Source organism: Micromonospora sp. SCSIO 07396, assembly GCF_053667945.1.
In genome coordinates this window covers 831,847-852,722 of record NZ_CM132210.1, presented here as the reverse complement: position 1 = coordinate 852,722, position 20,876 = coordinate 831,847, and the positions used below count along the sequence as shown (strand labels likewise).

17 protein-coding genes and 1 riboswitch are annotated in these 20,876 nt (G+C 73.9%); of the genes, 10 read left to right on the top strand and 7 right to left on the bottom strand.

The window, feature by feature from the left end; translation table 11 throughout:
• Positions 1-37 precede the first annotated feature (37 nt).
• A riboswitch (cyclic di-AMP (ydaO/yuaA leader) is annotated at positions 38-169 on the top strand.
• Between the two features lie 4 nt (positions 170-173).
• Positions 174-1,232, top strand: a complete 1,059-nt coding sequence (locus ACWCHM_RS03905; RefSeq protein ID WP_281895196.1) for a coiled-coil domain-containing protein — start codon at positions 174-176, stop codon at positions 1,230-1,232.
• A gap of 120 nt (positions 1,233-1,352) precedes the next feature.
• On the opposite strand, the gene ACWCHM_RS03900 is transcribed toward ACWCHM_RS03905, so the two are convergent.
• Together ACWCHM_RS03900 and ACWCHM_RS03895 are read right to left on the bottom strand one after the other, a co-directional pair.
• Complete coding sequence (locus ACWCHM_RS03900; protein WP_421487688.1) at positions 1,353-1,820, bottom strand: SRPBCC family protein; 468 nt, start codon at positions 1,818-1,820, stop codon at positions 1,353-1,355.
• A 98-nt stretch (positions 1,821-1,918) separates the two neighbouring features.
• Positions 1,919-2,281 carry an STAS domain-containing protein gene (locus ACWCHM_RS03895; protein WP_067309377.1) on the bottom strand — a complete coding sequence of 121 codons (363 nt, stop codon included), beginning with the start codon at positions 2,279-2,281 and terminating at the stop codon, positions 1,919-1,921.
• 355 nt (positions 2,282-2,636) lie between these two features.
• Between ACWCHM_RS03895 and ACWCHM_RS03890 the strand changes: the two genes are divergently transcribed.
• Both ACWCHM_RS03890 and ACWCHM_RS03885 read left to right on the top strand, forming a co-directional pair.
• Positions 2,637-2,780 carry a hypothetical protein gene (locus tag ACWCHM_RS03890; protein ID WP_204959468.1) on the top strand — a complete coding sequence of 48 codons (144 nt, stop codon included), beginning with the start codon at positions 2,637-2,639 and terminating at the stop codon, positions 2,778-2,780.
• A 157-nt stretch (positions 2,781-2,937) separates the two neighbouring features.
• A complete protein-coding gene (locus ACWCHM_RS03885; protein ID WP_454221527.1) occupies positions 2,938-3,336 on the top strand; it encodes a hypothetical protein in 399 nt (132 codons plus the stop codon).
• A gap of 266 nt (positions 3,337-3,602) precedes the next feature.
• Here ACWCHM_RS03885 and ACWCHM_RS03880 read toward each other — a convergent pair whose 3' ends face one another.
• Both ACWCHM_RS03880 and ACWCHM_RS03875 read right to left on the bottom strand, forming a co-directional pair.
• Entirely contained in the window at positions 3,603-6,368 is a 2,766-nt protein-coding gene (locus tag ACWCHM_RS03880; protein WP_454221526.1) for a cellulose binding domain-containing protein, read from the bottom strand.
• A 176-nt stretch (positions 6,369-6,544) separates the two neighbouring features.
• Positions 6,545-8,629, bottom strand: a complete 2,085-nt coding sequence (locus ACWCHM_RS03875) for a hypothetical protein (protein ID WP_454221525.1) — start codon at positions 8,627-8,629, stop codon at positions 6,545-6,547.
• Between the two features lie 189 nt (positions 8,630-8,818).
• On the opposite strand from ACWCHM_RS03875, the gene ACWCHM_RS03870 reads away from it, so the two are divergent.
• Entirely contained in the window at positions 8,819-9,316 is a 498-nt protein-coding gene (locus ACWCHM_RS03870) for a redoxin domain-containing protein (RefSeq protein ID WP_421487684.1), read from the top strand.
• Positions 9,313-9,858, top strand: a complete 546-nt coding sequence (locus ACWCHM_RS03865; protein ID WP_204959473.1) for a DsbA family protein — start codon at positions 9,313-9,315, stop codon at positions 9,856-9,858. Before ACWCHM_RS03870 ends, ACWCHM_RS03865 begins: the two co-directional genes overlap by 4 nt.
• Positions 9,859-10,065: 207 nt before the next feature.
• On the opposite strand, the gene ACWCHM_RS03860 is transcribed toward ACWCHM_RS03865, so the two are convergent.
• Positions 10,066-13,320, bottom strand: a complete 3,255-nt coding sequence (locus ACWCHM_RS03860) for a LuxR C-terminal-related transcriptional regulator (protein WP_454221524.1) — start codon at positions 13,318-13,320, stop codon at positions 10,066-10,068.
• Positions 13,321-13,497: 177 nt separating this feature from the next.
• Here ACWCHM_RS03860 and ACWCHM_RS03855 point away from each other — a divergent pair, with 177 nt between their 5' ends.
• From ACWCHM_RS03855 to serS, 5 genes are all read left to right on the top strand, one after another.
• Entirely contained in the window at positions 13,498-13,899 is a 402-nt protein-coding gene (locus tag ACWCHM_RS03855; RefSeq protein WP_454221523.1) for a hypothetical protein, read from the top strand.
• Positions 13,896-15,068 (top strand): zinc-dependent alcohol dehydrogenase, encoded by a 1,173-nt coding sequence (locus ACWCHM_RS03850; RefSeq protein ID WP_204959475.1) that lies wholly within the window; start codon positions 13,896-13,898, stop codon positions 15,066-15,068. The genes ACWCHM_RS03855 and ACWCHM_RS03850 overlap by 4 nt, the downstream gene beginning before the upstream one ends.
• A 57-nt stretch (positions 15,069-15,125) precedes the next feature.
• Positions 15,126-16,298, top strand: coding sequence for a saccharopine dehydrogenase family protein (locus ACWCHM_RS03845; RefSeq protein ID WP_454221522.1), 1,173 nt, complete (start codon positions 15,126-15,128; stop codon positions 16,296-16,298).
• Between the two features lie 71 nt (positions 16,299-16,369).
• The gene (locus ACWCHM_RS03840) at positions 16,370-17,461 is read left to right on the top strand and encodes a DNA polymerase III subunit beta family protein (protein ID WP_454221521.1); all 1,092 of its coding nucleotides are present in this window, start codon (positions 16,370-16,372) and stop codon (positions 17,459-17,461) included.
• Positions 17,462-18,060: 599 nt separating this feature from the next.
• The gene (gene serS / locus ACWCHM_RS03835) at positions 18,061-19,347 is read left to right on the top strand and encodes a serine--tRNA ligase (RefSeq protein WP_454221520.1); all 1,287 of its coding nucleotides are present in this window, start codon (positions 18,061-18,063) and stop codon (positions 19,345-19,347) included.
• A 49-nt stretch (positions 19,348-19,396) separates the two neighbouring features.
• Here the strand turns inward: serS and ACWCHM_RS03830 are convergent, their stop codons facing one another.
• Positions 19,397-20,251, bottom strand: coding sequence for a cytochrome c biogenesis CcdA family protein (locus ACWCHM_RS03830; protein ID WP_454221519.1), 855 nt, complete (start codon positions 20,249-20,251; stop codon positions 19,397-19,399).
• Positions 20,251-20,874, bottom strand: coding sequence for a TlpA family protein disulfide reductase (locus tag ACWCHM_RS03825; RefSeq protein ID WP_454221518.1), 624 nt, complete (start codon positions 20,872-20,874; stop codon positions 20,251-20,253). The genes ACWCHM_RS03830 and ACWCHM_RS03825 overlap by 1 nt, the downstream gene beginning before the upstream one ends.
• Between the last annotated feature and the right edge of the window lie 2 nt (positions 20,875-20,876).

Sequence of the window (20,876 nt, the reverse complement as noted above, 5' to 3'; positions counted from 1 at the left end):
ACGCGTACCGGTAGGCTCGGCCCCGGTCTCCGCCAGGCGGAGGCCGCCGCCTAATCGCCCGCCCGGGCGAACCGGGGAACCACGTTCCTGGGGTGCATCCGCGCAAGCGGTAGGGATCTTCCGTCCCGAACCCGTCAGCTAACCCGGTCGGCGGCTGACGGAAGGACATCCGCATGCACGTACGCACCACCACGCGGCTGCTGGCCGCAGTCGTCACGGCGCTGGCCCTGGGCGTGTCGGCCGCGCCGTTCACCCCGGCCGTCGCCGCGCCCACCACCCGGCTCGCCGCCCCGGGCGACGACGACGAGGGCGGCACCCCGGCGCTGCGCGACCAGCTCGACGCGGCCAGCAAGGGCTGGCTGGAGGCCAAGGCCGCCCTGGAGCGCTCCACCAAACGCCAAAAGGAACTCGACGGGCAGCTCAAGACCATCGAGGGGCAACTGGTCACGCAGACCGCCAAGGTCGGCGAGATCGCCGGAGCGGCCTACCGCACCGGCCGGCTCGGACCGATGTCCGCCCTGCTCAACAGCAACACCCCGACCGGCTTCCTGGACCGCGCGGCGGCGCTGGAGACGGTCGCCACCCGGGAGGACCAGGAACTGCGCACGATGATCGAGACCCGGGACCAGGCCACCCGGACCCGGGCCGCGGTCACCCGGGAGATCACCGAACAGCGCAAGCAGGTCGCCACCATGGGCAAACGCAAGGAACAGGCCGAGCGGGCGTTGGCGGTGGCCGCCGCCGACAAGCCGGCCCCCACCTCCCGCGACTCCGGCAGCTCGGACGGCACGTCCACCAGCAACGCCAAGGGGGCGCCCCGCAACTCCGACGGCTCCTGGCCGTCCGAGTCGTGCAGCGTCAACGACCCGACGCCGGCCAACGGCTGCATCACCCCGCGTACGCTCAACGCCCTCAACCAGGCCAAGGCGGCCGGTTTCACCAGGTACGTCTCCTGCTACCGGCCCAGCGGCTCCGGGGAACACCCCAAGGGCCGGGCGTGCGACTTCGCCGCCCAGAAGGGTGGCTTCGGCGGGGTGGCCAGTGGCGGCGACCGGACGTACGGCAACAACCTCGCCGCGTACTTCATCCGCAACGCCGACCGGCTCGGTGTGCTCTACGTGATCTGGTTCAAGCGGATCTGGCTGCCGAGCAGCGGGTGGAAGGCGTACAGCGGGGGCAACGGGGACCCGTCCAGCGACCACACCAACCACGTGCACCTGTCGATGATCTGAGCCGACCCGGTGGCCCGTCCGACCCGGGCGGGCCACCGGACCACGGCCGGCCGCAGCGGCAGGTCAGGTCGGGTGCCGCCACGCCGCGACCGGGTCGGGCAGCCCGGGTGCCGGCGGTGGTCAGCCCACCGGAGGCGGGTCGCCGGCCCGGGAGTCCAGAACGGCACCGAGGCGGCTGGCCAGCCCCAGGTGGGCGGCGCGGGCCTGCCGGAAGGCGTAGCCGAACAACGGCGCCGGTGCGGCGAGGGTGATCTCTACGTCGATCCGCAGCAGGTCACCCTCCATCCGCAGCCGGGTGTGGTTGCGTACGGTGGTGCCGGGCTGCTGGCGGGCCACCGTCACGATCTCGTCGTCGCCGGCCAGCAGCACGTCGGCCTGGTAGGTGACGGGGAACCGCAGCGGCCCCAGCTCCAGCCGGTCGGTGATCGCATAGCTGGCCAGGGCACCCGGCCGGGCGGGCAGCCGGCGTACCCGGACGATCAGCGGATGCAGCTCCTCCTGCCGGGACAGGTCGCTCAGCAGCGCCGTCGCGTCCGCCGGTGAGCAGCGCGCCTGCACCGTGTAGCTGAAGCTCTCCCGCCGGACCACCGGGCCTCCTGACCGTCGTCGGTCGCACGATCGTGCCGTACCGGAGACGGACTGGCAACGTCACTGGTCGGACGGCATGGACGCCGCCCGTGGCCCGGTCAGGCGCCGGGCAGCACCTCCGGGGTGGCGGCACCGGCGAAGTACGGCTCCGGAGCGCCGAAGAGACCGAGCAGGCCGGTCACCCAGAGCTGCCGGTGCACGAACCGGCTCGGTTCGGTGACGATCAGTTTGACGCCGCTGACCTCGGCGGTCTGGAAGCCGGCGACCATGGCGCTGATCCCGACGGAGTCGATGAAGGTGACGAGTCGCATGTTCAGCTCGATCCGCGCGGGCCGGCCCTTGGCCAGCACCTCGGCGATCGCCTCACGTACCTCGTAGGCGGTGTCGACGTCGATCTCACCACGGGGGGCGATCTCGATGACACCGGCCGGCAGGACCGACTTCACGATCGACAGGCTCACGCGAGCACCTCCACTCGCCCGTCCCCGGGCGCCTCATCAGTACGCGGGCCGCGACCGAGAGTATTCCTCCGATGGCCTCGGTCGCCACCCCTCGGGATGAGCAATTCGCGGATCCGGACGGACCAGACCGTCCCTCTCCACACCGTTGCTGGTCCTGTTCTCTTCCGACGAACGGCACAGCTCGGCCGTTCCAACCGTCCCAGAGTAGCGGCCCCGGTCCAGTGGTAACCGGATGCGGTGGGCCGGGCGAGCCCCGTCGACACCCCGGCACGGCGTGCCGACTCCCCCGGCGCAGGTTGTGACAGGTGCCTACCGTGGGCGAGAGATGGGTCACCACGATCGAGGAGACGGATCGATGCTCAAGAGACTACTCGGCCTGGCCGGCGTCGGCGCGCTGCTCGCTCTCGTCCTGGCCTGCGGCTTCGGCGGCGGCGGGGACGACGACGATGACGACGACGACGATTTCGCCCGCGCCACGTCCGTGGTCATGGTCCGCTGAGTCGTGCCGGTCACCCCTGCGTACCGGGTTTGCGACCCGGCCGGGCGGGGCACTGCTCGGACACGGGCCGGTCGTCCGGTCCGTGCGAGGACCGTCCCACGGCACGGAGACGACGTCCGAAGTGGCCGCAGACTTCGGCATTCGAGGAGGTAACACGATGATCGGCAGCAACCTTCTGGAGCGCCGCAGCAAGCCCGAGCGGATCGCCGACCAGGCCTGGAACCACCTGCTCTCGGCGGTGGACTCCGCCGGTGACAGCGTCCGGGACGCCGCCCGGTCGGTCCGGGACTCGGGGCTGGCCGACGCCGGTGACCTGGTCGGCTCGACCGCCGACGAGGCACGCCGTCGGGCGACGCTCGCCTTCGACGCGCTCGCCGGCCGACGGCCGGCCCTGCCCTGGACCCTGCTGATCGGCGCGGCGCTGGTCGGCGCGGCGGTCGGCTGGGCGGCCGGCACCGCCGCACGGGCCGCCGGCAGCCGGGGTGACCGGGCCGCCGACGACATCGAGTTCGTCGACGTGGACCGGCCGAACTCCCCCGTCGGGCTGGACGACTGACTGCTCCACGGCACGCAGCCGTTCCACGACACACACAGGCCCCGGTCACGCTCCTCAGCGTCGACCGGGGCCTACGTCGCTCTCAATCCACTCCATTGGGGCGATGTTGCGGTAAAGACACGGGGTTGATGCCACAACTTCGCCGCACTGAGTCGATCACCCGACCGGGTCGATCACCCACGGACCGGGCAGATTCCGAGCCGGACACGCACCGGCTCCCCCGACAGGATCGGGGGAGCCGGCAGGTGTCGGATAGTTGATAGTTGTCAGCGGCTGGTGCAGGTCACCGTCGGGACGGCGTTGGTGCCGGTGACGTTGGCGGTGAAGCCGATGCTGGTGCTCGCCCCGCCACCGAGTGCGCCGTTCCAGCCGGCGTCCCGGACCGAGACGTTCGCCCCGGTCTGGGTGAAGGTGCCGCCCCAGAGCGAGTTGACCGTCTGACCGTTGGCGAACGTCCAGTTGAGCGTCCAGCCGGCGATCGCGCTGGTGCCGGCGTTGCGGACCGTCACCTCACCCTGGAAGCCACCCGGCCACGACCCGGTCACCTTGTACGTCGCCGCGCACCCACCGGTGGGCGGCGGAGTCGTCGGCGGCGGCGTGGTGGGCGGAGGCGTCGTGGGGGGCGGGGTGGTCGGCGGAGGCGTCGTGGGGGGCGGCGTCGTCGGCGGCGGGGTCGTCGGCGGAGGCGTGGTCGGGCCGGGGGTGGTCGGCGTCGGGGTGGGGGTGCCGCCGAGCCGGTCGGCGACCAGGATGCCCCGGCCGTTGGTGCCCAGGTAGACCCGGCCGTAGACCCGGGGGTCGCCGGTCAGCGCCTCGCCCGCGTTGCCGTACTGGTGCTGGTCGTCGTTGATCCGCACCCAGGCCGCACCGGTGTTGTCGGAACGGTAGACGCCGGCCTTGCCGTCGACGGTGCCGAAGGTGAACACCGCCGGGTACGTCTGCCCGGGGGCGGCCTTGCCGAAGCCGACGTTCACCGCCGCAGTGACCCCGGCCAGCTTGGTGAAGCTGGCCCCGGAGTCGGTGGAGCGCCACAGCCCGCCCTCACCGGCCAGCCAGATGTCGCCCTCCTTGCCGGGCACCGCCTTGAACTTGACGTTCCCGGTGGCCGGCAGGCCGGTGGCGGCGGAGGCGGTGAAGCTGGCCCCGCCGTTGGTGCTGACGTAGAACTTGCCGGCGCTGAAGCCGTAGAACTTGTTCTTGTTGACCCGGTCGGACTCGACCACGGCGTTGGCCGGGATGCCGGTGGCGGCGGTCCACGAGTTGCCGAAGCCGACCGAACGGATCACCTGCTGCCCGGGGTCACCGGGAGCCCAGACGAACTGGCTGCCGTCGGCGGCGGCGGCGACCGTGCCGCCGTTGTTGACCCCGCCCGGCTCGCTGCCCTGGAACCAGTTCGCCCCGCCGTCGGTGGAGAACGCGACGTGGCTGTCGTTGGGGCGGTCGGCGTCGGTGAAGTTACCGGCCCGGACCATCGTCGCCGGGTTCGCCTCGGCGTAGTCGAGGCTCGTGGTGGTGGTGAAGACCGGCTGGGTGAACAGCATCGGCGGCACCGCGTCGAGGTCGGTGTGCCGGAACCCGCCGATGTCACCGAGCCCGCTGACCAGCGGCGCCCCGGTGGGCGGGCTGATCAGGTCCTGTACGGCGGTCTCCTCCAGGCCCTTGACCATCGGCTTGATGGTGAGCTTGCCGCCGGTGTCCCACTTGGTGAGGTCGGTGCTGCCGTAGATGGTCGCGCCGGTGCCGTACATGAAGCGGTTGGAGTCGAACGGGTCGATCTCCACCGACTCGTTCATCCAGCCCAGCTTCGGGGACTCCTCGGGCGGGGCCGGGTTGGCCCCGAAGGTCAGCCACGGCACCGAACTGATGTCCATCGTGAACTTCTTGGTGCGCTCCGGGTAGCTGCCGAACTCCCAGATCCGGCTCCAGGTCGCGCCGCCGTCGGTGCTACGGAAGAAGATCGCGTCCGGCCACCAGGAGATCTGGGTGGCGACCATCAGGGTGTTCGGCTTCTGCCGGTCGATGGTCAGCCCCGAGTAGCCGAAGTAGGCGTCGCTGCTGGACGACGGGATCGGGCTGATCTGCGTCCACGCGCCGGTGGCCCGGTTGAACTTCCACACGTCACCCTTGCCGCCGTCGTACGGGCCGCCGGTGTCGCTGGTGGCGATGTAGAGGAAGCCGCCGACCGGGTCCACCACCCCCTTGTGGGCCAGGTAACCGGTGGGCTGGCCGGCGATCCGCTCCCAGCTCGTGCCGCCGTTCGTCGAGCGGTACACCGGGTTGGCCTTGTCCGCCACACCGACGTAGATGGTCTGCGTGGCGTTGCCCGCCGTACCGGTGCTCTTGTCGAAGGTGACCCAGGTCAGGCCCTGGTTCTGGCTCTGGTAGCCGGTGGTGTCGTTGGGGTCGGCCCGGTAGTTGCCGACGTTGGGGAAGTTCGCCACCTTGGCCCAGGTGACCCCGTAGTCGGTGCTGCGCCACAGGCCGTTGCCGCCCTCGGCGCCGTAGTAGAGGATGCTGTTCTTGTTGGGGTCGACGGCGAGCCGCTCCCCCATGCCCCGGCCGGGCATGTTGCCGCCGTTCTTGAACGGCAGCGCGGTGGCCTGCCAGGTGGCGCCCTTGTCCGACGAGCGCAGGATCGCCCCGTTGTTCGGGTCCCAGTCGTTGGTGTACATGCCGACCGCCGCGTACACCCGGTTGGTCTGCACCGGGTCGGTGGCCAGGCTGACCACGCCGTTGTAGCCCCACTTGTCCGCGCCGACCCAGTCGAGCAGCGGCGTCCAGGACTGGCTGGCCTGCTCCCACCGGTACGCGCCGCCGATGTCGGTACGCGCGTAGATCAGGTTCTTCTCGGTCTGGTTGAAGATGATGCCGGGAACGAAGCCACCGCCGTCGATCCGGACGTTCTTCCAGCTGTACGCCTCGGCCGCCGCCGCGGCGGCCGGTGTGGAGGGTGCGACGGTGAACTGTACGGCCACGACGGCCGTCGCGGCTGCCAGCACGGTGGTGACCGCGCCGACGAGACTTCTCCGCATCTGCGGTTCCTCTCGGGATGCCAGGGTCAGGGTGCGACGGCCCCGTTAGGGACGTCGACGGGTGCGAAGAGCTGCCCTGGCTCCCCGCCGGCACGCTTGGCTCCCGCTGCCGAAGAAGAACCCAACAGTAACCGGTACGCCGCCGAATTAGGAAGCGCTCCCAACTAACTCGGCCATCAGAGCCGGTAGATGACGTCCTCACCGACCATTTCGCGACTGATGCCGAGCCCGTCCACCGGTCGGGCGGCCACGTCCGCCCACGGCGTGCCGGCCGCCCAACCGGGCAGCAGCACCACCGTGCGCACCCCCACCTGCCGCAGGTACGCCACCGAGGTGGCGTCCGGGAAGGTCATGCTTGCCGCCCTGATCCGCTCCTGGGACTGCGGGGTGAACGAGGCGAGCCCGTTGACCACCTTGGGGAACCCGTCGGTGGACCAGAGCATCACGTGCAACTCCCGGATGCCGTCGCTGGGCAGCACCAGCGCCGGGCCGGTCAGCCCCCGCAGCACGGCCGGCTGCTCCGGCGCGGGCACGTGCGGGGTGCGGTTGATCCCCTCCACCAGCACCAGCAGCAGCGGCACCAGCAGCGCCAGCCGGGCCAGCCGCCACTGCCCACCGTCCCGCTTCGGGGCCGGCTTCCGGGGGGCCGCCTGCTCGGCTGCCGACCCGGACCACGCCGCCGACCGCAGCGCCGGCCGTGGTCCCGGTGCCGCCTCCACCGCAGCGAACGCCTCCACCAGCACGGGTGCTCCCGCCGGTCGCAGCGTCGGCACGGCCGGCTCCGCCCCACGCTCCGGATCCGGCGGTTGCTCCCCGGCCCGCTCCGGCCCCGACGGCTGCGCCCCGGTCGGCTCCGATCCCGGTTGCTCCCCGGTCGGCTCCGGACCCGGCTGTGGCGCCCCCGCCGGCTCCGATCCCGGTGGCCGTTCCCCCGCCGGCTCCGGTCCCGGGGCCGGCTCCGCGCCGGGGGCGGTCTCCCGCGCCGGCTCACGCACCGTCAACGCCCCGGCGGCGAGCAGGCCGAGCAGCAGCGTCGTCCACAGCACCAGCCGGCCCGGGGTGCGCACCCCGTCCCAGCCCGGGGCGTGCTCGACGAGCGTCACGTAACCGGGGTTACCGTCACCGCCGAACGTGGTGCCCGCCGCGAGCGCCACGCTGACCAGCGCCGCACCGGCCAGCATCAGCCGGTGCCGCAGCCGCCACGCGGAGAAGAACAGCCCGGCCACCGCCAGCGACAGCAGCACCACCCCGGGCAGCAGGGTCATCTCGCCCGGGAAGCCGAGCGTGGCGCGGGCGGCCTCGTGCCGCTCCCCCCACAGCCAGGACTCCGGCGGCGCGGTGACGAACCCCCGCCACGGCGGGGAGAACATCTCGATCTGGGCCACCGTCCGCCGGCCGGACGGGTTGCGGGCCACCACCTCGAAGTACGGCGCCGCCATCGCCAGGGTCACCCCGGCGAACCCGATCCCGCCGGCCAGGTCGGCCAGGAGCAGGCGGCGCGGCACCACCGGCCTCGTCCGCCGCCGCAACCACACCACGCCGTACGTGACCACCGCGCCGAGGCAGAGCAGACCCAGCACGTACGCGAAGGGCAGGCCGATACCGAAACCGAGGGTGACCTGCCAGGCGGCGACCGCCCACCCGGCGACCACCCAGCCGGGACGGACCCGGTCGGGGCGGTGGCCGTGCCGCAGCGACCAGCCGTGCCCCCGGGCCAGCATGGCAAGCGCGAGGGCGATCCCGCCGATGCTGAGCACGTGCAGGTGCCCGGCCTGGGCGAGCTTCCACGGGGCGTACGCGAAGGACACCCCGGCCACCGCCGCACCGGCCCGCCCGGCCCCCACCTGCCGGGCCAGCGCGTACGCCCCGAACAGGGCGAGGGCGTGGGTCAGCAGGTAGAGCAGGTTGTAGCGGATCACGGCGGCCACCGGACCGTCCCCGATCATGCCGAACGGGGCGTACCCGAGCAGGGTGTCGGAATAGGCGTAGGTGTACGGCTCGGGATAGAACGTGTTGGAGTGCCAGACCTGCAACGGGTTGGTGAGCAGGGCGTGCCCGCCCCAGGCCACCTGCCACGCCTGCAACGTCGGGTCGCCGGTGTCCTGCGGGATCGTGCTCGCCGGATCGCGCAGGGTCGGCCAGGTCAGCACCACGGCCAGCAGCAGCGCGGCGAGCGCCGCCAGGGTCCACTCGTGCCGGGCCACCCGCCACGACACGCCCGCCAACCGGCGACCGAAGACCCGCATCTGATCGACGTCCATCTTTCCACCCCGTCCTTCGCCGTCCGTCAGACTGCCCGAGTCCGATCCGGTTGTCGACACCACGAACCGCCCGAATTTCGCCACCGGCTCCCCTCCGGCGGTCCGAATCCGATCTGACGGACGCGGTGCGGCAGGACCACCCGGGTCGGGTGAGCCGGCCTCACCCGACCCCGGGGGACGGTGGGCGGCATGACTGGATCCGACGGGCTGATCCGACCCGGGACACCGGCCCCCGAGTTCACCCTGCCGGCCACCCCGGACGGGCGACGGACCGGACCCGCGCAGTTCCGGGGCCGGCCGGTAGTGCTCGCCTTCTACCCCGCCGACTGGTCCCCGGTCTGTGGCGACCAGATGGCGCTCTACCAGGCCGCGATGCCGGAGTTCGAGCGGTACGACGCGGTGGTGCTGGGCATCTCGGTGGACAGCCTCTGGTCGCACCGGGCGTTCGCCGAGGCCCGGGGCGTCCGGTTCCCGCTGCTGTCCGACTTCGAACCCAAGGGCGAGGTGGCCCGGGGCTACGGGGCGTACACGCCGCAGGGGCAGGCCCGCCGGGCCCTGGTGGTGCTCGACCCGGCCGGGACGGTGGCCTGGAGCTACCTGTCCCCCGCAGAGGTCAACCCCGGCGCCGACGGCATCCTCGACGCGTTGGAACACCTCGGCACCGAACGGCAGGTGACGACCCGATGAGCACCCCGTTGCAGGTCACCGCCCGACTCCGGGTGCCGGTGACCGAGACCGACCATGTCCGTGGGCCACTGGACGCCCCGGTCACCCTCGTGCAGTACGGCGACTTCCAGTGCCCGTACTGCGGGGCGGCGTACCCGAACCTGGCCGAGCTGCTGCGGCAGCGGCGGGACACCGTCCGGCTGGTCTACCGGCACTTCCCGATCACCAACCTGCACCCGTACGCCGAGCGGGCCGCCGAGGCGGCCGAGGCGGCCGGCCGCCGGGACCGGTTCTGGGAGATGCACGACTGGCTCTACGAACACCAGGACCAACTGGACCCGGTGCACCTGTCGCTCGGCGTGGCGCAGGTGGGGCTCCCGCCGGACGAGATCGACGCCGAGGTCGACCGGCACGCGCACGCCGACCGGGTACGGCACGACTTCACCGGCGGCATCCGCAGCGGCGTCAACGGCACACCCACGCTCTTCGTCGGCGACCACCGCCACGACGGCCCACTCGACCTGGCCACCCTCCTCACCACCGTCGACTCCGCCACCCCCTGACCCCGCCACCCAACCGCCCCGTCCTGCCCTGCCCTGCTCCGGTGATCAAGAGGTTTGCGTCAGTTGATCAAGAGGTTTGCGTCAAGCTGAAGATCAAATTTGACGCAAACCTCTTGATCACCGGGGTGGGCTGGGGCGGATCGGGGCGGGGTGGGGTGGATCGGGGGTGGGGCGGACCGGGGGTGGGGCGGGGTAAGGGTGGGGCTGTTAGAGGAGGTGGAGGTCGCGGGCTCGGCGGACGGCTTCGCGGCGGCGGGTGGCGTCGAGCTTGCGGTAGATGTTGCGGACATGGGTCTTGACGGTGTTGACCGACAGGGACAGTTCACTGGCGATCTCCACGTTGGACAGGATGCTCTGCAGGTACCGCAGGATGGTCAACTCCCGCTCGGTGAGGGGCTCGTCGAGGGGGCGCTCCGGGTCGCCCGGTCGGGAATCGGCAGGCCCGCGCCGGGTGCCCCCCTGGCCGGGCGGCGGGACGGCGTCCCGTACCAGGTCACTGACCTGCGGCCAGTACGCCGTACCGGAGTCCAGGTGGGCCGCGAGCAGTTCCCGGACCTCCGGTTCGGCCCGGGTGAAGACCCGACGGTGGCCGTGCCGCCCGGCCAGGTCCAGCACCCGTTCCAGCAGCCGCCCGGCCCGGCGCTCGTCACCGGCCCGCCGGGTCAGCAACGCGTCCAGGACCCCGGCGGCGAGCCGTACCGGCAACGGCCAGTCGGCCGCGCCCGGGGCGTCCCAGTCGGGTAGGGCGTGCCGGGCGGCACGGAGGTCACCGGCCCGCAACTCCACCCGGGCCAGCGCCAACGCCAGCACCGGCACCGGGTCCGGTCCGAGGGCCCGTTCGCCGAGCAGCCGTCGGGCCGTGTCCACGTCACCCTGCTCGCCGCGCAGGTCCGCCTCCAGGGCCAGCAACCGGTCAACCAACGCTCCCGCGCTGCTGGCCGCCACCGCAGAAGCCGCCCCAGCACCACCGGCCACCTCAGCGCCGCCGCGCCGCACCGCACCGCCGGTCACCCCGCCCACCTCAGCCCCATCGGGCAGCGCCGCACCGCCGGGCGCGCTCGCACCACCGGTGATCCCGACACCGCCGGACACCCCGACGCCGCCGGAGACTTCCGCAGCTCTGGAGACATCCGCACCGCCGGGCAACGCCGGGTCACCGGGGGACGTCGACATGCTGGCGGTCAGTTCGTCGCGGGCGCGTAGCACCGCCGCCATGGCCGCCGCCGGCTCGCCCGCGTCGCGAAGCAGAGCGGCCCGGCACAGCGCCGTCACCGCCCCGGCCAGGGACAGCCCGGTCACGGCACCGGCCGCCGCCAGCTCGGCGGTAGCCTCGGCGGGCTGGTCCCGGTAGACCGCCACCAGTGCCAGTGCCAGGTGTGCGTAGCCGCAGTCGACCTGACCGGACCATCCCTGGCAGCAGGGCATGGCCAGGGCCATCCGTGCGGTCTCCTCGGCCGGCGTCAGCTCACCGGCGAGGGCGAGCAGCAGGGCTGCCCGGCTCGCGCCGACCAGCTCGGTCCGGGGGCGGCCGGCCCGCCGGGCCGCCGCCAGCGCAGCCCGGAACCACGCTGCGGCCCGTCCCAGTTCACCCCCGGCCAGATCGGTCAGGCCGAGCGCGGTGCCGGCCACCGCCCGGACGTCCGCGTCGTCCGCCCCGGCCCGGGCACCACCGTCGTTCACAGGACCACCCTTGTTCACAGGACCACCGTCGATCGCAGGACCACCATCGGTCGCCACATCGTCGCCGGTCCGGAGATCGGCACCGGCCGGCTGGCCGAGCACGTCGACACCGGCGGACTGGCCGAGCACATCGGTGCCGGCGCACGGACCAGCAGGAACCGGAAGGACGGAAGCCGCACCGGCGGACAACGCCGACCCGCTGGGCCGCGCCGAACCGGCAGGCAGCCCCCAACCGCCGGCCAGCGCCGAACCGGCAGGCAGCCCCGAAGCGGTGGCGAGCAGGCGGGCGGCGGCATCGCGTACCGTCGCGGGGTCGCCGGCCAGCCGGGCCAGGGTGAGTTCCAGCGCCACGGCCAGCCGCCGGAACCGGTCCCGGCGGGGGGCCGGCAGCGTGCGGGCGGCCTGCACCGCGTCCCGCAGCCGGGCGGTCGCCGCCGGCACGTCCCCCGCGTACGCCCGCTCGGTACCGGCGGCCAGCGCCAACTCCGGGTCCCGGCGCACCGCCCCGGCGGGTGGCGGCGGAGGTGGCGGCAGGTGTGGCGGCTCCTGCTCGTACGGGACCAGCTCCGGCCAGTGGGCCAGCAGCAGTCCGGTGGCGCGGTCCCACTGCGCGGCGGTCAGGGCGTGGTGCAGCGCGTCGGCGGGCCGGTCGTGGTCGGCGTACCAGTCGGCGGCCCGCCGGTGCAGTTCGCCGCGTTCCCGCCCGTCGAGGCCGGCGAGTTCCTCACGCAGCAGGTCGGCCAGCATGGGGTGCGGCCGGTACCAGGGTGGGTCGCTGTCGTCGCGGTGCAGGAACCCGCCGTCGCGGGCCAGCCCGGCCAGGAGCTGACCGGCGTCGGCACGTCCGGTCAACGCGTCGGCCAGGTCGGCGCGGACCGCCCCGCCGACGGCGCAGCGGCGCAGCACCTCCCGGGCCGGCCCCGGTAGTGGGGTGAGCACTTCGGCGCGCAGGTAGGCGGCGACGTCCGGGTGGTCGCCGCCGAACCGTCGTACCCAGCGTTGCGGGTCGGCCTGGCTGCGGGCGGCCAGCGCGGCGAAGCGCAGGCCCGCCGGCCAGCCGCCGGTGCTTTCCCGGAGCCGGGCGACCGCCGCCGCCGGCAGCGGCACCCCGTGCGCCACCAGCAGGTCGGCCACCTCGTCGGTGGTGAAGGCCAGGTCGTCGGGGCCGATCTCGGTCGGTTCGCCGGCCAGCCGCAGCCGGTGCAGGGCCGGCGGCAGGCCGGTCCGGCCGGCGGCGACGAGGCGTAGCCGCCCGTCGGCGTGCCGGAGCAGGAACTCCAGCCCGGTGAGGACGTCGGGAGCGGTCGCCCGGTGCAGGTCGTCGAGGACCAGCCGGACGGGGTGTTCCCGGGCGGCCAGTGCGGCGGCCAGCGCCTCCAGCCCGTCGGGCCGCCACGGACTTGTGGGGGCCGGCGGCAGTTCGTCCGGTCCGGCCCGCAACGCACCGCGCAGGGCCCGGGTGAGGTACGCCCACAGGCGCTGCCCGCTGTCGCCGGCCTCGACCTGCACCCAGGCCACCGGGTTGCCTGTCGGTTCCGCCGCCTGCGCACCGGCGGTGAGCAGTGTCGTCTTGCCCCAACCGGCGGGCGCGCGGACCACGGTGAGGATGCCGGCGGCCCCGTCGTCGAGGCGGGCCAGCAGCCGGGGCCGCAGCAGCATCGGCTCGGGCGCGGCGGGCGGGGTGAGCCGGGAGGCCAGCAGCGGCGGCCCGGACTCCCGGGTGGTCGCGGCGTCGCCGGGGTGGGGTGTCGGGTCGACCGCCGGTACGGGCTGCTGCGGCATTGCGTCCCACCCCCACTCGGCGCGTTCCTCCCCCGGTCGGCGGCGGTTACCCGGCACGGCCCGGTTCACCCCTTCGGGACGAGCCCGGTTCACCCGGGCCGCGCCGACGATTGGCGCACCGGACGGCCCCGTACCGACGGCGCGGGCACGTCCCGGCGGGAGAGGCGGGTGGTACGGATGAGACGGCTGACCCGGGGAGCGGTCATCCTCGCCGCCACGGCGTTCGGCGCGGCGGCGGCCGGGGCGGGGCGTTGGCAGGTGGTGACGGTCGGGGTACCGGCGGCGGAGCTGCTGCCCGACGGGCGGTGGCCGGAGCCGCTGCGACCGCTGGCCGGTGCCGTGGAGCTGGATCTGCGGCCGGCCCCCGGCGGGCGCGGCGCCGAACTGGCCGTCCGGACGCTCGGCGGGCGCGCCGCGCTGCCCGGGATGGCCGCCCACCTGGTCGGTGACGACCCCGACGGCTACCTGCGGCAGGTGTTGCGCGCGGTGCGGCAGCTCGTCGAGACCGGTGAGGTGCTGCGTGCCGACCGGCCGGCCGTCGAGCGGTCCGCCCCCGACCGGCCGGCGGTGCCCGGATGAGGGCGCTGTGCTGGGAGGGCGTCGACCGGCTCGCGGTACGCCAGGTGCCCGACCCGGAGCTGCGCAACGCCCACGACATGATCGTGCGGGTCCGGCGCAGCGCCACCTGCGGGACCGACCTGCCGTTGCTCGCCGGTCGGGTGCCGGGCCTGGCCGCCGGTGACGTGCTCGGACACGAGTTCCTGGGCGAGGTGGCCGAGGTCGGCCCGGCGGTGCGCCGGCACCGCGTCGGCGACCGGGTGGTGGTCTGCGCCGCCGTGGCCTGCGGGAACTGCTGGTACTGCCGGCAGGGGCTGTACTCCTGCTGCGACAACGGCGCGCCGGCCACGGCGGTCACCGAGGCGGCCTGGGGGCAACCCACGGGCGGCTGTTACGGCCATCCCCGTACGGCGGGCGGGTTCGCCGGCAGCCACGCCGAGTACGTCCGGGTGCCGTACGCCGACGTGGGGGCGTTCACCGTGCCCGACCCGGTCAGCGACGACCGGGCGGTGTTCGCCTCGGACGCCGCCCCCGCCGGGTGGATGGGTGCCGAGCTGGGTGCGGTCCGCCCCGGTGACGTGGTGGCGGTGTGGGGGGCGGGCGCGGTCGGTCAGCTCACCGCGCAGGCGGCGACGGTGCTCGGTGCGGACCGGGTGATCGTGATCGACAGGTATCCGGAGCGGCTGCGGATGGCCGAACGGCACACCGGTGCCGAGACGCTGCACTACGAGCACACGGATGTCCCCGCCGAACTGCGGGAACGCAGTGGTGGCCGGGGTCCCGACGTGTGCGTGGAGGCGGTCGGGGTGGCCGACGGCGGTGGCCGTCCGCTGTCGCTGGCCGACCGGTTCACCGGCCGGAGCGGCCCGGTCGAGGACCCGTTGGCGGTGCGGGAGGCGGTGCACGCCTGTCGTAAGGGCGGCACGGTCTTCGTCTCGGGCACCTTCACCGGTTTCGTGGACGCCTTCCCGCTGGGCGCGGTGATGCACAAGGGGCTCACCGTGCGCAGCGCCCGGCAGCACGGTCAACGGTGGATTCCGATGCTGCTGGACCGGATGGCCCGTGACGAGTTGCGGACCGAGCACCTGGCGACGCACCGGTTCGACCTGGACGAGGGCCCGGCCGGGTACGCGCTGTTCCGGGACCGGGCCGACGGCTGTGTGCGGGCGGTGTTCACCCCGCACGGCTGAGCCGCCGGGTGGCCCGCCCAGCCGGTGCGGGTCGGGCGCGGGTGGCACACTCGGCGGATGCGCCCCGACCGCCCGTACGACATCGTCCTGTTCGGCGCGACCGGCTTCACCGGCGGGCTGACCGCCGAGTACCTCGCCCGGCACGCCCCGGCGGGGCTGCGGTGGGCGCTGGCCGGCCGTGACCCGGCGAAGCTGGCGGCCGTACGGGACCGGCTCGCCGCCGTCGACCCGGCCCTGGTCACGCTGCCGCTGCTGACCGCCGACGTCACCGACGCCGGGTCGCTGCGGGCGGTGGCGGAGGGCACCCGGGTGCTCGCCACCACCGTCGGGCCGTACGTGCACCACGGGGAGCCGCTGGTCGCCGCGTGTTCCGCCGCCGGCACCGACTATCTCGACATCACCGGCGAGCCGGAGTTCGTCGACCTGATGTACGTGCGGCACCACGCCGAGGCGGTCCGCACCGGGGCCCGGCTGGTGCACGCCTGCGGTTTCGACTCGGTCCCACACGACCTGGGCGTCTGGTACACGGTCCGGCAGTTGCCGGCGGACGGGCCGATCAGCGTCGACGGGTTCGTCCGGGCCGGCGGAAGGTTGTCCGGCGGGACGTACCATTCGGCGCTCACCGCGTTCTCCCGTACCGCGCAGACGAAGCGGGCGGCGCGGGCCCGCCGGGCGGTCGAGCCCCGGCCGGACGGACGCCGGGTCCGCGCGGTGGCCGGGAAGCTGGGCCGCTCGGCGGCGACCGGCATGTGGGCGGTGCCGCTGCCCACCATCGACCCGCAGGTGGTGCGCCGGTCCGCCGCCGCCCGCCCGGAGTACGGTCCGGACTTCCGCTACCGGCACTTCGCCGCCGTCAGGCGGCTGCCGACGGTGCTGGTGGCGGGGGCGGGGATGGCCGGGGTGATCGGGCTGGTGAAGCTGCCCCCGACCAGGCGTTGGCTGCTCGGCCGGCTCGCGTCCGGGCAGGGGCCGAGCGCGGCGCAGCGGGCCCGGTCGTGGTTCCGGGTGCGGTTCGTCGGCGAGGGCGGCGGCCGGACCGTCCGCACCGAGGTCAGCGGCGGTGACCCCGGCTACGACGAGACCGCCAAGATGCTCGCCGAGTCGGCCCTCTGCCTGGCGTACGACGAGCTGCCCGCCAGCTGCGGACAGCTCACCCCGGTGGCGGCGATGGGGGATGCGCTGCTGGACCGGCTGGTGCGGGCGGGGATCACGTTCCGGGTGCTCCCGTAGCGGGACGACCGCCGGATCGCGGTGACGACCGGTGCGGGCTTGACCCTCGACCTGGTTGAGGCGACAGCATCATGGGTGTGGAGAGCGAGCTGCTGAGTATCGGCGAGCTGGCCCGGGCCAGTGGCCTGACGGTCAGCGCGCTGCGGTTCTACGACCGGTGCGGGGTGCTGACCCCGACGCTCGTCGACCCGGTGAACGGTTACCGCTGGTACACCGCCGCGCAGGTGACGCCGGCCCGGCTGGTGGCCGGCCTGCGCCGGGTCGGCATGCCGCTGGCCGGGATCACCGCCGCCCTGCGGCTGCGGGACGATCCGGCGCGGGTCGGACGGCTGCTCGACGCGCACCTGCGCCGGTTGGAGGACGGCCTCGCCGACGCCCGCCGCGAACTCTCCCGGGTCCGTGCCCTGATCGATCCTGAGGAGTACCCGATGACCACCCGAATCGCCCTGTCCCCCGCCGTGCTGGCCGCCGCCGTCGACGCCGTCCGGTTCGCCGTCGGCACCGACCCCGACCTGCCGGTGCTCGGCGGTGTGCTGCTGGACGTGGAGTCCGACGGCGTCCGGTTGGTGGCGACCGACAGGTACCGGATGGCGCTGGCCCGGGCCGGCGGCCGGGTGGACGGCCCGCCGGTACGGGCGTTGTTGCCGGCGGCGGCCGTCGACGAGTTCCGGACGCTGCTGGACACCGGCGGGCAGGAGCAGGCGTACCTGACGATCGCCGCCGGCCGGGTCAGCGTCACCGTCGCCGGCGTCGAGGCCGGTGCGTCGGTGCTGCCCTACGAGTTCACCGACTACCGGCGGCTGCTGCACCGACCGGCGGGCGCACCGGCCCGGCAGGTCCCGGTCGACGTGGCGGTCCTGCGTGCCGCCCTGCGTGCCGGCACCCCCGCTGTCACCCGGGAACACGAGGGGGTGGCGCTGCCGGTGACGGTGCTGGGGGTGGACGACCGTGACGGGCTGCGGCTGGTCGGTGCGGCCGAACTGGCCGGGCCGGACCCGACCGACCTGTTGGTCGGGGTGAACGGGGACTTCCTGCTCGACGCGCTGGACGCCGCCGGTGGCCCGCAGCTGGTGCTGGAACTCGACGGTCCGATCGCCCCGTTGGCTGTCCGCCGCCCCGACGACGAGGACACCTTCTCGATCCTGATGCCGATCCGGCTCTGACGGTCGCGGCCGGCGGCAGCACAGCCGGCGGTCGTCGGGGGCCCGGCGTCGGCACCGGGCCTGCCGGTGCGCCACCGACGGACAACGACGTCCACATCCGATTACGGAAAGTAGCACCGACCTCGCCCCGCCTCCTCCCCTGCGCCCGCTTTGCTCTGCTGCCACCGACGCGACCGGCACGGCGGGTAACCGTCGCGCCAACGGCAGCAGAGCAAAGCGTCGAGGTGGGGGTGGTGGGGGGTGGCGGGGTGATGCCAAGTTTGAGCAGCTCGAATGCGGTTTTCCCGCTGAGGACCCAGCAGGGCACGGCAAAGCGCCCCTCCGGCAGTAACGCACAGTGATACAGAGAGGCCGACGTCGACCGATCACCGTGGGTCACCGGTCGGGTCGACGGCGGCAGCTGTCGGGATCGGACGACGACGGGCGTCTGCGGGACCGCCGGCCGGCGGTCCCACCAGCGCGGACACGACCGGCCGCAGGCGGCGGTCGGGGCGGGCAGCGCCGTGGAGGCGGGGCTCCGGCCGGGGCCGGGTGGCGGCGGGCGCGACGGTAGCATCGGTGGGTCCCACCCTGACCGCCTGGACGGAGCACGGAGCAGCATGCTCGACATGGAGTTGATCCGGAAGGATCGCGAGGCGGTGGCGACCGCGCTCGCGAAGCGACTGGATCCCGCCGAGGTCAACCGGGTCCTGGACGACATCCAGCGACTCGACCAGGAACGCCGCGCCCTGATCACGGAGATCGACGCCGAGCGGCAGCGCCGCAAGGCCGACGCCCGGGCGTACGCGCAGGCGAAGCGGGCCGGCACCACGCCGGAGTCCGTCGCGCCGGAGGTCGAGCGTAAGCAGCTCGCCGAGCTGGAGTCCCAGCTCGACGAGGTGCAGTCCCGGCTGCGCGGCACGATGAGCGAGCTGCCCAACCTGCCCGCCGACGACGTGGTGCCCGGCGGCAAGGAGGCCAACCGGGTGGTGAAGACCTTCGGTGCGCCACCGGTCATCGAGAAGATCCGCGACCACGTGGAGCTGAGCCGGGCACTCGGCCTGGTCGACCACGAGCGGGGCGTCAAGCTCGGCGGTTCGGGCTTCTGGATGTACACCGGCCTGGGCGCCCGGCTGGAGTGGGCGCTGATCAACTGGTTCATCGACGAGCACGTGCGGGCCGGCTACGAGTTCCTGCTCCCGCCGCACCTGCTGCTCGACACCGCCGGTTTCGCCGCCGGCCAGTTCCCCAAGTTCTACGACGACGTCTACCACCTGGACCGGGAGTCCGCCCCACGCGGGCAGTTCCTGCTGCCCACCTCGGAGACGGCGATCCTCGGCGCCTACCAGGACGAGATCCTGGAAACGTCGAAGCTGCCGCTGAAGGCGTTCGCCTACACCCCCTGCTACCGGCGGGAGGCGGCCGGTTCGCACTCCGACGAGCGCGGCACCGTACGCGGGCACCAGTTCAACAAGGTGGAGATCTTCCAGTTCACCCTGCCCGAGCAGGCCGACGCGGCGCTGGAGGAGATGCTCGGCCACGCGGAGAGCCTGGTCGAGAAGCTGGGCCTGCACTACCAGCGCAGCCTGCTGTCCGCCGGTGACGCCAGCGCCTCGATGAAGAAGACCCTCGACATCGAGGTGTGGATGCCGAGCACCGGCAAGTACAAGGAGGTGTCGTCGGTCTCCTGGGCCGGCGACTACCAGGCCCGCCGGGCCGCCATCCGGTACCGCGAGCCGGGCGGCAAGCAGACCCGCTTCGTGCACACGCTCAACGGGTCGGCGCTGGCCACCAGCCGGCTCTTCCCGGCCATCCTGGAGCAGTTCCAGCAGCCCGACGGCTCGGTGCTGGTGCCCGAGGTGCTCCGCGACCGGCTCGGCACCGACCGGCTCACCCCGCTGCACTGAGGCGTCCGGTGGGCGGCGGGGTCCTGCGGGCACCCGCCGCCCACCGTCCTCACGTCCGTTCGGCGTCCGCGGTGCGGGTTCGGCCACGGTGCCGCAGCGCCGCCACCGCGAGCAGCACGACCAGCAACCCGGCGAGCACCGCAGGGCCGGCCGCGTCCAGCGTCGTCACCAGCATCCGTTGCACCCGGGCCGCGCCGACCACCACCGGGTCACCGAAGGCGTCGTGCCGACCCTGGGCGAGGCGGACCTCGTACCAGCCGTACCAGGCGACGTAGCCGCCGGCGACGAGCAGCACCAGGCCGCTGAGCCGGGGCACCCACGCGCCGACGCCGCGCAGCCCACGCACCACCCGGCCGCGCAGCAGCGCCACGCCGAGCGCCGCCACCGCCACCACCAACCCCATTCCGATCGCGTACGCGACGAACAGCGCCAGCCCGCGCAGCGTCGACCCGGCCTGGAGACTGGTCACCACGATCGCCAGGAACGGGGCGATCGAGCAGCTCAGCGACGCCAGCGCGTACGCCATGCCGAACAGCGCCATGGACGGCAGCGAACGGGTCAGCCGGGGGGCGCGGGCCGACGGACGCGGGGTGGGCAGCCGGCGACCGGCGAGCAGCCACAGCCCGAGCGCCAGCAGGCCCAACCCGAGGGTCACGGTCAGCCAGGGCAGCCGGGGACGCAGCCAGTCGGCCAGCGGTGCGACGGCCAGCCCGAAGGCCCCGAACACCACGACGTACCCGCAGGTCAGGCCGGCCGCCGCAGTCAGTGCCCGGCCGATCGCGCCCCGGCCGTCCGCCGGCCCGGCGACCAGCAGCGACAGGTACGCCGGCAGCATCGCGAAACCGCACGGGTTGACCGCGCCGAGCATCCCGGCGGTCAGCGCGAGCAGCAGCGGGCCGGTCATCAGCCGGCCAGGGCGGCGACCCGGCGGGTGAGGTCCTCGCCGTCGAGGAAGCCCTGGTGGACGACCTTCCCGTCCCGGTCGATGATCAGGAAGGTGCTCTGTTCGACGATCTCGAAGCGCCGCCACAGCGCGCCGGCCCGGTCGTCGATCTGGGTGGTGCCGCCGAGTTCGAACTCGGTGACGAAGCTGCGCATCGCCTTCTGCTCGCCGAGGCCGGCGACCCCGACGATAGGCACGGTGTCCCGGTACTTCGGGGCGATCTCGGCGACCGTCCACGCCTGGCTGGCGCAGGTGGCGCACCAGGGCGCCCAGAACCACAGCACCACCGGACGGCCGGCCAGGGCGGCGGCGGAGAACGCCGTACCGTCGAGGGTCCTGGCGGTGAAGCGCAGCGCGTCGGGCACCACGGCGGGTGCGCCGGTCGGGGCGGGCGCGGCGGACGACGGCGCGGTGGAGGCCGGCGCGGTGGCGACCGGGACGGCGACCTCGGCGGCCGGCTGCGCCGCCGTCGGCCCCACGGCGCAGGCCGAGGCGGCCAGCAGGGTGCCGGCGAGGGTGGCGGCGACGGTGAACCGGGCGGCCGGGCGGCCCTCCGGCCCGTTGCTGGGTGACGACGACCGCATCC